A 12,321-nucleotide genomic window follows, 5' to 3' on the forward strand; every position below is an offset into this window, starting at 1 on the left:
GGCCGGGAAACGGCCGCCCGTTTTATTTGAGCGTCAGGCCTTTGCAGCCGCTGCCGCAACGGCAGCCTGCTTGTGCTCCAGCGCGAACTCCTCTTCCGGCGACAGGATGAGGCGATGGCGTCCGACAAAGGCGAAATAGGCGATGGCAACCGCAAACCATACGGCTACCCACAGCACACCCTTGGTGAAGTTCGGATCCTGGATCTGGTAGAGCAGCGTCACGATGGCGATGATAACAGTCAGCACTGCACCCGGGATGCCGAAAGGCGAACGGAACGGCCGCTCGATATTCGGCAGGTTCTTACGCAGCAGAATGAAGGAAATCGCCTGCATGATGTAGGAGAACATGGCGCCGAACACGGCCATATTCAAAAGCACGCTGCCGATGATGCTGCCGCCCTGTTCCGCACCCAGCGAGAACCAGATGACCAGCATGACCGCGAGCCCGACTATGGCGCCGGTAATATTGGCCACGTATGGCGTGCGGTATTTCGAGTGGGTGATGGACAGCACGGTCGGGAAGTAACCCGCACGCGACAACGAATAGATCTGGCGGCCCTGCGCATAGAGGATCGTGTGGAAGCTGGCGATCAGGCCCGTGAGCGCCACGAGACCGAGCAGCACCACGCCGCCATCGCCATAGATCGCCTTGAAGCCATCCAGCAGCGGTTCCAGCGAGGAGCTGAGATGGAAGGCGCCGACGCCCGGCAGGGACGGGTTGAGCAGCACGATCATGAAGGCCGAGACCATCAGCGTGACCATGCCGAGAATGATGCCCTTCGGCATGTCGCGCTTGGGATCCACCGATTCTTCAGCCGCCAGCGGCAGCTGCTCGATGGCGAGGAACAGCCACACCGCGAAAGGCAGCGTGGCAAGAACGCCCGAGAAACCAAAGGGGAAGAAGGAGCCGCCGCCTTCCGGCAGTTCCACAGCCTTGCCGTCCGGTCCGACGCCAATATTGAGCGCGAAACGCGAAAAATCGATATTCGGAATGGCGCTGATCCAGAAGAACACCAGAACGGCAAGCGAAATCAGCGTGATGACCAGCGTGACCTTGAAGGAAAGCTCCAGCCCGAAGACGTTGAGCGCAAGGAAAATCGCATAAAACACGATCCACACGAAGGGCGAATAGGCTGGATCAAGGCCGAGAATGGAATTCACATAAGCGGTAATGAAGGTGACGACGACCGCCGGCGTCAGCACATATTCGACATTCTCGCAAAGTCCGGTGACGAAACCGCCCCACGGGCCCATGGCCGTGCGGGCGAAGGAATAGGCCGCGCCCGTGTGCGGCAGAGCCGGGCTCATTTCGGCAATCGAGAATGTCAGCCCGAGATACATGATGGCGATGATGATGCCCGCCACCAGCATGCCGCCCCAGCCGCCGGTGGAAAAGCCGAAATTCCATCCGGAGAAATGCCCTGAAATAACCGCTCCGACGCCGAGTGCCCAGAGCGACCATACCCCCGCATAACGGGAAAGTCCGCGTTTTTCGAAATAGGATGCATCAGCCTTCTTGTAGCTGACGCCCGATGATGAACTGTCCATGCCCTTCTCTCCTGATAAGAAAAAAACAAGCCAGTCAGCCATTATTGGCCGATTGTGCCCCAGTTTTCAGCGTCACACGGATGTTTGCCGCGCTCTGCCGCACGCACTTGCTGTTCCCTTGCCGCTTCGCGTCTTTCCGGCTTCTCTGGCCGGCTTTATTGAATGGCGGCAGTCTCCTTTGACGGCGGCCCCGGTGTCTTCACCATCGGCCAGCCCTTGCTCCCTCACTCTTCAATCGATGAGAGCGCTTTCCCCATAAGTTCGTGGAGGAAACCGGCAATAGCCGCCTGTTCCCCTTCATTGGCGATGAGATCGTTGCGGATTTCGATCATGACATTCAAAAGACCGTCCGGCAGCGCATGCAGCCGCAGCGTATGTGTCACACCGTCTTCCGGCCCGTAAGGATCGTTGCGCCTGACCGTCAGCGAGGCCCCTTCGGCACTCGCCAGCATCGCATCGGCCAGGCGGCTGTCGCTATCGTGCAGGATGCCGATTTCAACCTCGCGGAACCGGCCGTGATAAACCGGCGTGAAACTGTGGATGGTCACCACCACCACCTTGCGGCCGGCGGCCTGCCGCTCCGCGATGATCTCGCTCACGCGGTCATGAAACGGCACGTAAAGCGCCGACGTGCGCGCGAAACGTTCCGCTTCGTCGAGATCGAAATTGCCGGGAATATCGTAAATCTCGCTCTTCACCGGCATGGCGGACGGCGATTCGGGCGGGCGGTTGCAATCATAGACCAGACGCGAAAACCGCTGATAGACGAGCGTGGCGTCGAATTTTTCAGATAGCAGACGGGCAACGGCAATAGCACCCGGATCCCAGGCCGCATGGCTTGAAAGCACATCCGCCGAAAGACCCAATGTGCCGTATTTCTGCGGAATGGTGGCGGAGGCATGTTCACAGACAAGAAGAACATCGCCCTTCGCCGCCGCATTCTCCACGCCGACAGCCTGCCCCTCCGCTTCTGTGAAAAACCGTGAACGCACCGTCATGCACGACCCCGCCCGGAAACCCGCTATCCCGCCAATGACGAAAAGAATTCTTCACATTATCGCGAGTGTCAAATGGAATTTGAAATTTTCTCTTCATTTTTCCATTGACTCGATGGCTGGCACAGATGTTTATTTTAGCCATGCACCGGCAGAAGACCGGAAGGGGAAAAGTTTGCGCAGCACGACGGCCACCGTCTCGGATGTCATCCATGCCCATTACGACGCACTGACCCGTTCGGAAAAACGGCTGGCGGAAAGCCTGCTCGGCAACTACCCGGTTTCGGGTCTCGGCAGCATCACCACCATCGCCGAAAACGCCGGCGTTTCGACGCCGACGGTGGCGCGCATGGTGCAGAAGCTCGGTTATAAGGGTTATCCGGAATTCCAGGCGCATCTTCATCAGGAGCTGGAGGCGACGATCTCAGGCCCGGTCGCCAAACACGACCGCTGGGCGACCAATGCCCCCGGGCTGCACATTCTCAACCGCTTCGCCGACGCCATCACCGGCAATCTGCGCGACACGCTTGGTGATCTCGACACTGCCGTCTTCGACAATGCGGCAAGGCTGCTCTCGGACCGCAAACGCAGCATCTATTTCGTCGGCGGGCGCATCACCGGGGCGATTGCCGAATATTTCTTCACCCACATGCAGGTGATTCGGCCAAAAACGACGCTGATGTCGTCCAATTCCAGCGCCTGGCCGCAATATATGCTGAACATGAGCGCCGGCGACGTGCTGGTCATTTTCGACATCCGCCGTTACGAGCACGACATGACGACGTTGGCCGAAGTCGCGAAGGCAAACGGTGTGCAGATCATCCTCTTCACCGACCAATGGACATCGCCGGTGGCGCGCCATGCGCTGCACACCTTCCGGGTCCGGATCGAGGCGCCCTCGGCGTGGGATTCCTCCGTCGTCACCCTGTTCGTGGTCGAAGCCCTGATCGAAGCGGTGCAGAACGGCACCTGGGATGAAACCAAGGAACGCATGAACGCACTCGAGGGGCTGTTCGAACAGACACGGCTGTTCCGCAGGCCGGAAAGAACATGAAACTATCTAGCCGGCAACTTACTTGACGCGGATGCCGCACGCTGATTGGATACCTGTAATCGCTACCAGCACGATAAAACAGGATAATAGACCAAGCTGGGGAACATATCTGGACAATCGGATAACGAGGGGAATCTCCCGCAATTGCAGGCACAAAAGCCTGATGATGGCGGAAAACGAGTGTAAAGTGGCGGAATCCGGATAAATAAATTGCAATCCAACCGTCACATTAGCTTCATCGAGACTCCGTATCAGCGTCCGCAATATGAGAACACGAAGAGGAGAAAAAAGTGATCTCTCACTGCCGCCGACTGCTTGCTACGACCACCGCACTGGTCATCGCCTCCGCCGCGATTGCCGCCGCTGAACCGAGCGCCGAACTGATCGCTGCCGCCAAGAAGGAAGGCATGCTGACCACCGTCGCGCTGCCGCACGACTGGTGCGGTTATGGCGACGTGATCGCCGCGTTCAAGGCAAAATATCCGGAAATCACCGTCAATGAACTGAACCCCGACGCCGGTTCCGCCGACGAAGTGGAAGCGGTCAAGGCGAACAAGGACAATAAGGGCCCGCAGGCTCCTGACGTTGTCGACGTCGGTCTCGCCTTTGGACCGCAGATGAAGGCCGAAGGCCTGCTGCAGCCCTACAAGGTCTCCACCTGGGCCGAAATCCCTGACAACGTCAAGGATGCCGACGGTTACTGGTACGGCGACTATTACGGCGTCATGTCGATGTTCGTGAACAAGGACCTCGTCAAGAACGTGCCGAAGGATTGGGCCGACCTGCTGAAGCCGGAATATTCCGGTCAGGTAGCGCTCGCCGGCGACCCGCGCGCCTCCAACCAGGCGATCCTCGGCGTTCTCGCCGCCGGTCTTTCCACCGGCGCGAAGTCCGGCAAGGAAGCCGGTGAGGCTGGCCTGAAGTATTTCGCCGACCTCAACAAGGCTGGTAACTTCCTTCCGGTCATCGGCAAGGCTGGCACGCTGGCACAGGGCGCGACCCCGATCATCGTCGCCTGGGACTATAACGCCCTTTCCTGGAAGAAGACGCTGAACGACAACCCGCCGACCGAAGTCGTCGTGCCTGAAAAGGGCGTTCTCGCTGGCGTTTACGTTCAGGGCATTTCCGCCTACGCGCCGCATCCGAATGCTGCAAAGCTCTGGATGGAGCATCTCTATTCGGACGACGGTCAGCTCGGCTGGCTGAAGGGCTATTGCCACCCGATCCGCTTCAACGCCATGGTCAAGGCCGGCAAGGTTCCGCAGGAACTGATCGACAGCCTGCCGCCGGCAGCAGCCTATGAAAAGGCGATCTTCCCGACACTCGAGGAAGTTGATGCCAACAAGGCTGCCGTCACCGGCGGCTGGGACAAAGTCGTCGGCGCAAACGTGAAGTAAACTGCTGAAAACGCACCCCGGCCGATCCAAAGCCGGGGTGCTTCTTTAAAAGCATTTCCAGTAAAAGTGCGTCGCGGTTTTACGTCCGGAAAATGCGCAAGACAAAAATAGAGAGCGCGTCCGACGTTTCCGTTTTAACCGGATGTGCTCGAGAAAGACCTTTAGAGACAGACCGTTTTGAAAACGGCGTTTGGGGACAAGGCATGCCATCAAACAACACCGGCGGACCATCCGACGCGGGCAGAAAGTTGCCGCTGAACTGGATAGGCGTCGTACCTTTTGCCGTCTTTGTTATGCTGTTCCTGATCCTGCCGACGATGAAGATCGTCATCGGCGCGTTTCAGCAAACGGATGGCAGCTTCACGCTGGACAACATTGCCGGGCTTTTCACCTCTTCGATCCTTGCTGCCTACTGGATCTCGATCAAGATCAGCCTCGCCTCCGCGGCGCTGGGCTGCCTGATCGGTTTTGCCGTGGCCGCAGCCGTCGTTTTGGGTGGCCTGCCGCAACGTATCCGCGGCCCGCTTCTCACCTTTTCCGGTGTCGCCTCGCAATTTGCCGGCGTGCCGCTCGCCTTCGCCTTCATCGCCACACTTGGCCCGGTCGGCCTGCTCACCGTCTTCCTGAAGACGCAGATCGGCATTGATCTGAGGCTCCTCGGTTTCAACATCCTGTCCTTCTGGGGCCTGACGGTCACCTATCTGTTCTTCCAGATACCGCTGATGATCCTCATCATCACGCCGGCGCTGGACGGGCTGAAGCGTGAATGGCGCGAGGCGGCCGAAATTCTCGGCGCCACCGGCCTGCAATATTGGCGCATGGTGGCTTTCCCGATCCTGTTGCCGTCGCTGCTTGGTACCATGTCGCTGCTGTTTGCCAATGCCTTCGGCGCAGTGGCCACCGCGATCGCGCTCACCGGCTCGTCGCTCAACATCGTGCCGATCCTGCTCTTCGCGCAAATCCGCGGCGACGTTCTCGGCAATCCGCATCTCGGTTACGCCCTCGCCTTCGGCATGATCGTCCTGACCGGCATCGCTAATGCACTTTACATCTGGCTGCGCGCCCGCAGCGAAAGGTGGCTGAAATGAAGCGTTTCTTCGCCTGGGGCGCGCTGACATTCGGCCTCCTTTATTTCGCTCTGCCGCTAATCGGCATGACCAACTTTTCACTGAAGATGCGGCGCGGCGAATATTCCTTCGACGCCTATGGCAAGGTGCTCACCGATCCGCGCTTTCAGGAAACCTTCAGCTATTCGGTGGTGATGGCGCTGTTCACCATCGTTTTCGGGGTTCTTCTGGTGGTGCCGACAGCCTATTGGGTGCGTCTGAAACTGCCGGGCCTGCGCCCCTATATCGAATTCATCACGCTGCTGCCGCTGGTCATTCCGGCCATCGTCATAGTCTTCGGTTATATCAGGCTCTACAACACCTCGAGCTGGCTACCGCTGACCGGCACGACCTTCGGCACTAACCTGCTTTTGATGTTCGGTTATGCCACGCTTGCCCTGCCCTACATGTACCGCGCCGTCGACACGGGTCTTAGAACCATCGACGTCTCGACGCTGACGGAAGCGGCGCAGAGCCTTGGCGCGGGCTGGACGACCATCCTGTCGCGCATCATCCTGCCCAATGTACTGGTCGCCGTGCTTTCGGGTGCGTTCTTGACCTTCGCCATCGTCATCGGTGAATTCACCATGGCGGCCCTTTTGAACCGCCCGGCCTTTGGCCCCTACATGCAGCTGCTTGGCGCCAACCGCGCCTATGAACCGGCAGCGCTTGCCGTGATTTCCTTCGGCATCACCTGGGGTTGCCTTGGTCTGATCCAACTCGTTTCCCGTTATCAGAAGGGCGCGCCTCCCAAGGCCTGAGGACAAGATTTTCATGAGCTTTTTGACACTTAGCAACATCAAGAAATCCTTCGGCTCCGTGCAGGTCGTGCATGATTTCAACATGGCCATTGAAAAGGGCGAATTCGTCTCCTTTCTCGGGCCATCGGGCTGCGGCAAGACCACCGTGCTGCGCATGATCGCCGGTTTCGAAATCCCGACCGGCGGATCGATCGTCATCAACGGCAAGGACCAGACGACGCTCAGACCGAACCAGCGTAATATCGGCATGGTGTTCCAGGCCTATGCGCTGTTCCCGAACATGAATGTCTATGAAAACGTCGCCTTCGGTCTGAAAGTCGCCGGCAAACCAAAAGCCGAGATCGACGCCCGCGTGAAGGAAATGCTCCAGCTCATCCATCTGGAACATCTGGCGGACCGTTATCCCTATCAGATGTCGGGTGGCCAGCAGCAGCGCGTGGCGCTCGCCCGCGCGCTCGCCCCGAAACCGGAAGTGCTTCTGCTGGACGAGCCGCTCTCCGCGCTCGACGCCAAGATCCGCGTCTCGCTGCGTGAGGAAATCCGCCAGATCCAGCAGAAACTCGGCATCACCACCATTTTCGTGACCCACGATCAGGAAGAGGCCCTGTCGATATCCGACCGCATCGTCGTGATGAATGGCGGCCGTGCCGACCAGATCGGTTCGCCCTTCGATATCTACAACAAACCCGCCACGCGCTTCGTCGCGTCCTTCGTCGGCACGTTGAACCTCATCGACGCCACCGTGGTGGATTCCTCATCCAACACCATCCGTGTCGGAGAGCAGCAGATCACCCTGCCCAAGCCGGTCGATGCAGCGAATGGCGAAAAAATCACGCTGGCGCTTCGCCCGGAAGCAGGTTCCCTCGGCAGCGATGCGAAAGGCGATGTTGCCATTTCCGGCCTCGTCACCTCCAGCCAGTTCCTCGGCTCCGTCATCCGCACCCGCCTTGATCTGGGCGGTTCGACGCTGTCCTTCGACATGTTCAACGATCCCGGCACAGCGCCGCCCGCTGTCGGTGAGCAGGTGACACTGAAATTCGCTGCCGGCGACCTGATGCTCATCAAGGACTGAAGCGCTTCTCCTGACATAAAACGGCTTCGCACTTTTGCTGAAAATGCTCTAGAGCAGGTTCGGATTGAACCTGCGGACCAATGATGAGGCCATGATGCGCGCGCTTTATTACGAACGATTCGGCGAGACCCCTGTAGTCGCGTCCCTGCCTGATCCGGCACCGAGCGATGGCGGCGTGGTGATTGCGGTGAAGGCAACCGGCCTCTGCCGCAGCGACTGGCATGGCTGGATGGGACATGACACGGATATCCGTCTGCCGCATGTGCCCGGCCACGAGTTCGCCGGCGTCATCTCCGCAGTCGGCAGAAACGTCACCCGCTTCAAGACGGGTGATCGCGTTACCGTGCCTTTCGTCTCCGGCTGCGGCCATTGCCATGAATGCCGCTCCGGCAATCAGCAGGTCTGCGAAACGCAGTTCCAGCCCGGCTTCACCCATTGGGGTTCCTTCGCCGAATATGTCGCCATCGACTATGCCGATCAGAACCTCGTGCACCTGCCGGAATCGATGAGTTACGCCACCGCCGCCGGCCTCGGTTGCCGTTTCGCCACCTCCTTCCGGGCGGTGACGGATCAGGGACGCCTGAAGGGCGGCGAATGGCTGGCGGTCCATGGCTGCGGCGGTGTCGGTCTCTCCGCCATCATGATCGGCGCCGGCCTCGGCGCACAGGTCGTCGCCATCGATATTGCCGAAGACAAGCTCGAACTCGCCCGGCAACTGGGTGCAACCGCAACCATCAACAGCCGCTCCGTTGCCGATGTCGCCGAAGCGGTCCGCGACATCACCGGTGGCGGCGCGCATGTGTCGGTGGATGCGCTTGGCCATCCGCAGACCTGCTGCAATTCCATCAGCAACCTGCGCCGGCGCGGACGCCATGTGCAGGTGGGGCTGATGCTGGCCGACCATGCCATGCCGGCCATTCCCATGGCCCGGGTCATCGCCCATGAGCTGGAGATTTACGGCAGCCACGGCATGCAGGCATGGCGTTACGAGGACATGCTGGCCATGATCGAAAGCGGCAGGCTTGCGCCGGAAAAGCTGATTGGCCGCCATATCTCGCTGACCGAAGCGGCCGTCGCCCTGCCCGGAATGGATAGGTTCCAGGAGAGCGGCATCAGCATCATCGACCGGTTCGAATAGTACCGGTCGCAGCCATTCGGTTTCGCTTCACTTGGTCCTGCGCCCGAAAGCCCGGGCCGTGCCGCCTGTCGGGGGTGAGGCCTCCACCGGCGGTGGCGCCGGGCTGGCGGCAACGGAATCTGTCCGAGGCTGGCTGTACTGAGGTCTCACCAGCCGCTTCTTGCGAGCTTTGAGTGGATCGTGAGGCTCAGCCGCCTGCCCTTTGTCAGTGTCGACGAGCATTGTCAGCAATCGCCAAAACCACCGGACGGCGTCCAGACCCTTAAGGACGACCAGAAAAAAGCCGACCACCAGCACGATGAAAAAAATGGCCAGATTCCAGCGCTCATTCTGCTTTTCGCGGGCTGCGCGCTCCAGGCGGTGCTGGATCGTCGGATCGAAACCAAGCCTCGACTTCAATCGCGCAACATCAGCATCGCTGAGCCTGGTATAACGGTCGCCATAATACAGAACATAACCGCTGCCACTGTCGCTGTTCAGAAAACCGAGATCGAGCGTGTTTCCCTCCGCCAGAAAAGCGGGGGTATTCGGCAAATCGTAGACGAGAGCAATCGTCTCGCCGCCACCGGATTCGGAGATGGCGAATAAACGATCCTTCCGCGCTTCCGCCACACTCGCGAATATCACGGAAAATAAGGCTGCGGCTGAAAATAGCGCTGTGTACCTCATCCAATCCTCAAAATAGAAAAAAGAATGAAAAACTAATAGAATATCTCGCTTAAACTGACATTTATATCAGAGTTATAGTTTTAATAATACCAGATATATTTAGAATAGACCGAATAAATTAGAGTATTGATTTTAAATATCTGAATTATTATTTCATAATTCCCTAAATAACCACAAGATTCAACACGGTGGAGCATACTGAATGGGCCGTTGGCGCGGGCCACGCGACGCGTTAAGCTCCGGACACACTCACCCGCCCCGGTGCACGGGCCTCGAACAGGTATCCGGGGCGAAACATCTCCGAACAGGATCAATATTGGCAAGGACTGCGACATGCTGTTTCTCGACAGCGTAGCCATGAAGGAAAAGCCGGAAGGACGGGAGGAATATCCTTTTTCCGTCCCAGCCATGCGCCATCTGGAACGCCTCGAATTCAAGACACCGATCACCTTTTTTGCCGGCAATAACGGTTCCGGCAAATCGACATTGCTGGAAGGGCTGGCGGCGGGAATGACGGCCTATGCCATCGGCAATCATGGCGATGTCAAGGGTGACCTCTATCTCCAGCATGCCGAGACCGTGGCGAAGGCCTTCTATTTCGCCCGCAAGAAATATCCGAAGATACGCATGTTTCTGCGCGCCGAAGATGTGCTGGGCTATATCCGTCGGCAGAACGAAAATGCGCTGGACGATTTTCGCTGGGAACGGGAAAAGGCCCTGAAGAAAGGCGAGGATTTTCCGGAGGAAACGCCGGAGATCTTTCGCGGGATTGTCAGGAACAACAGCCTCGACCGACGGTCACATGGTGAAGGCTTCCTCGATATCATGCACCGGCGGCTTCACGGCGCCGGCCTCTATTTTCTCGACGAACCGGAAAGCCCACTTTCGCCGCAAAAGCAGCTGGAACTGGCGGCAATCATCCGCCAAGCGGCCGATAGCGGCGGGCAATTGATCATTGCCACCCACTCACCCGTGCTTTTGGCCATTCCAGAGGCGACGATTTATTATTTCGATGAGGATGGCATTACAGAGCGGCTCTATGACGAACTGGAAAACATCGCCTTCCTGCGCCGCTTTCTGGATCGTCCGTCGAAATACCTGGACGATTGAGGATCGATAAGGCTTGAAATCCCGCCGCGCTTGCCGCATTCCCATAAGTGATACGTAATTTAGAAAAGAAGCAGGCTTATGTCTCCCACCACCACCCCGGCGGCGGCCCGTCCCCTCAACAGCCAGGATTTCAGAACGCTCGGTCTTTCGGCCCTTGGCGGCGCGCTCGAATTTTACGACTTCATCATTTTCGTATTTTTCGCCACCGTCATCGGCCATCTGTTTTTCCCGCCGGAAATGCCGGACTGGCTGGTGATGATTCAGACCTTCGGCATCTTCGCCGCCGGTTATCTGGTGCGGCCGCTGGGCGGCATCGTGCTCGCCCATTATGGCGACCGGTATGGACGCAAGCGCGTCTTCGCCTTCTCCATCCTCCTGATGGCGCTCTCCACACTCGGCATGGCGCTGATGCCGACCTATGCCACCATCGGCGTGGCGGCCCCGATCCTGCTCATCATCCTGCGCATGCTGCAGGGCGCTGCCATTGGCGGTGAGGTGCCGGGGGCGTGGACCTTCGTTGCCGAACATGTGCCCTTCCGCCGCGTTGGCCTCGCCTGCGGTTTCCTCACATCCGGGCTTTCGTTCGGCATCATGTTGGGATCTCTGATCGCCTTTGCGATCAACTCGCTCTTCACGCCGGAAGACGTGGCCGGCTACGCCTGGCGCATCCCGTTCCTGCTTGGCGGCGTTTTCGGCCTCATCGCCGTCTATCTGCGCCGTTGGCTGGAAGAGACGCCGATCTTCATGGAGATGAAGAAGTCGAAGTCACTCACGGACAAGCTGCCGCTTGGCCTCGTGCTGAAGCATCACAGGCGTGGCGTGATCATTTCCGCCCTGCTGACCTGGGTTCTATCGGCGGCCATCGTCGTCACCACGCTGATGACGGCCACCTTCCTGCAGAAGCTCTACGGTTACACCCCGACGCAGGCCTTAGCCGGTACCAGCTTCGGCACACTGTTCCTGATCTTCGGCGTCATCATCGCCGGCGCGCTGATCGACCGCATCGGCTCCGGCATCTTCTTCATGGGCGCCAGTATCTTCTTCGGCATCGCCACCTTCACCTTCTACAGCTATGCCGGCACCTCGCTTCAGACCATGTTCGTGCTTTATGGCGTGATGGGCCTTTCGGTCGGCATGGCTGGCGCCGTGCCCTATGTCATGGTGCGCGCCTTCCCGGCATCGGTCCGCTTCTCCGGCCTCTCCTTCGCCTACAACGTCTCTTATGCCGTCTTCGGCGGGCTAACACCGATCGGCGTAACGACGGCGCTTGCCATCAATCCGATGGCCCACGCCTGGTATCTGGTCTTCATCGCCGTCCTCGCCTTCGCGATCGGCCTCTACCTCCATCTGCGCGGCAGCGAGGTAGAAAGCCATGTCGGCATTGAGGAGCTGGCGGCATTGCGGTCGTAAGCTCAACAGAAAACACAAAAAAGCGCGGGCAAGACCCGCGCTTTTTTATTTGTCCCGGCGA

11 protein-coding genes are annotated in these 12,321 nt (G+C 58.9%); 8 read left to right on the plus strand and 3 right to left on the minus strand.

The features are described 5' to 3' along the window. Positions 1–33 precede the first annotated feature (33 nt). Positions 34–1,548, minus strand: a complete 1,515-nt coding sequence (locus GSF67_RS09865; RefSeq protein WP_006310494.1) for an amino acid permease — start codon at positions 1,546–1,548, stop codon at positions 34–36. Positions 1,549–1,772: 224 nt separating this feature from the next. Next, positions 1,773–2,546: an N-formylglutamate amidohydrolase gene (locus tag GSF67_RS09870; RefSeq protein WP_006310495.1), complete on the minus strand. Its 774-nt coding sequence runs from the start codon at positions 2,544–2,546 to the stop codon at positions 1,773–1,775. A gap of 172 nt (positions 2,547–2,718) precedes the next feature. Between GSF67_RS09870 and GSF67_RS09875 the strand changes: the two genes are divergently transcribed. The 6 genes from GSF67_RS09875 (at position 2,719) to GSF67_RS09900 (ending at position 9,071) form a co-directional block, all read left to right on the plus strand. Next, positions 2,719–3,597 carry a MurR/RpiR family transcriptional regulator gene (locus tag GSF67_RS09875; RefSeq protein ID WP_010972093.1) on the plus strand — a complete coding sequence of 293 codons (879 nt, stop codon included), beginning with the start codon at positions 2,719–2,721 and terminating at the stop codon, positions 3,595–3,597. Between the two features lie 290 nt (positions 3,598–3,887). After that, the gene (locus GSF67_RS09880; RefSeq protein WP_006310497.1) at positions 3,888–4,994 is read left to right on the plus strand and encodes an ABC transporter substrate-binding protein; all 1,107 of its coding nucleotides are present in this window, start codon (positions 3,888–3,890) and stop codon (positions 4,992–4,994) included. Positions 4,995–5,197: 203 nt separating this feature from the next. Beyond that, entirely contained in the window at positions 5,198–6,082 is an 885-nt protein-coding gene (locus GSF67_RS09885; protein ID WP_006310498.1) for an ABC transporter permease subunit, read from the plus strand. Continuing rightward, positions 6,079–6,861, plus strand: coding sequence for an iron ABC transporter permease (locus GSF67_RS09890; protein WP_006310499.1), 783 nt, complete (start codon positions 6,079–6,081; stop codon positions 6,859–6,861). The genes GSF67_RS09885 and GSF67_RS09890 overlap by 4 nt, the downstream gene beginning before the upstream one ends. 13 nt (positions 6,862–6,874) lie before the next feature. After that, positions 6,875–7,933 (plus strand): ABC transporter ATP-binding protein, encoded by a 1,059-nt coding sequence (locus tag GSF67_RS09895; RefSeq protein ID WP_006310500.1) that lies wholly within the window; start codon positions 6,875–6,877, stop codon positions 7,931–7,933. A 94-nt stretch (positions 7,934–8,027) separates the two neighbouring features. Then, positions 8,028–9,071: a zinc-dependent alcohol dehydrogenase family protein gene (locus GSF67_RS09900; protein WP_010972097.1), complete on the plus strand. Its 1,044-nt coding sequence runs from the start codon at positions 8,028–8,030 to the stop codon at positions 9,069–9,071. Between the two features lie 27 nt (positions 9,072–9,098). Here GSF67_RS09900 and GSF67_RS09905 read toward each other — a convergent pair whose 3' ends face one another. Next, positions 9,099–9,698, minus strand: a complete 600-nt coding sequence (locus tag GSF67_RS09905; RefSeq protein ID WP_230116181.1) for a hypothetical protein — start codon at positions 9,696–9,698, stop codon at positions 9,099–9,101. A gap of 375 nt (positions 9,699–10,073) precedes the next feature. On the opposite strand from GSF67_RS09905, the gene GSF67_RS09910 reads away from it, so the two are divergent. Together GSF67_RS09910 and GSF67_RS09915 are read left to right on the plus strand one after the other, a co-directional pair. After that, entirely contained in the window at positions 10,074–10,850 is a 777-nt protein-coding gene (locus GSF67_RS09910) for an AAA family ATPase (RefSeq protein WP_006310510.1), read from the plus strand. Between the two features lie 78 nt (positions 10,851–10,928). Beyond that, positions 10,929–12,260, plus strand: a complete 1,332-nt coding sequence (locus GSF67_RS09915) for an MFS transporter (RefSeq protein ID WP_006310512.1) — start codon at positions 10,929–10,931, stop codon at positions 12,258–12,260. Positions 12,261–12,321 lie beyond the last annotated feature (61 nt).

The organism is Agrobacterium sp. CGMCC 11546, assembly GCF_013365515.1.
GTDB classification, from domain to species: domain Bacteria; phylum Pseudomonadota; class Alphaproteobacteria; order Rhizobiales; family Rhizobiaceae; genus Agrobacterium; species Agrobacterium fabrum.

Bases quoted from the DNA above. Each gene is read 5' to 3' on its own strand.
- GSF67_RS09895 (WP_006310500.1), top strand. From the start codon at position 6,875: ATGAGCTTTTTGACACTTAGCAACATCAAGAAATCCTTCGGCTCCGTG.
- GSF67_RS09900 (WP_010972097.1), top strand. From the start codon at position 8,028: ATGCGCGCGCTTTATTACGAACGATTCGGCGAGACCCCTGTAGTCGCG.
- GSF67_RS09865 (WP_006310494.1), bottom strand. From the start codon at position 1,548: ATGGACAGTTCATCATCGGGCGTCAGCTACAAGAAGGCTGATGCATCC.
- GSF67_RS09910 (WP_006310510.1), top strand. From the start codon at position 10,074: ATGCTGTTTCTCGACAGCGTAGCCATGAAGGAAAAGCCGGAAGGACGG.
- GSF67_RS09890 (WP_006310499.1), top strand. From the start codon at position 6,079: ATGAAGCGTTTCTTCGCCTGGGGCGCGCTGACATTCGGCCTCCTTTAT.
- GSF67_RS09870 (WP_006310495.1), bottom strand. From the start codon at position 2,546: ATGACGGTGCGTTCACGGTTTTTCACAGAAGCGGAGGGGCAGGCTGTC.
- GSF67_RS09885 (WP_006310498.1), top strand. From the start codon at position 5,198: ATGCCATCAAACAACACCGGCGGACCATCCGACGCGGGCAGAAAGTTG.
- GSF67_RS09915 (WP_006310512.1), top strand. From the start codon at position 10,929: ATGTCTCCCACCACCACCCCGGCGGCGGCCCGTCCCCTCAACAGCCAG.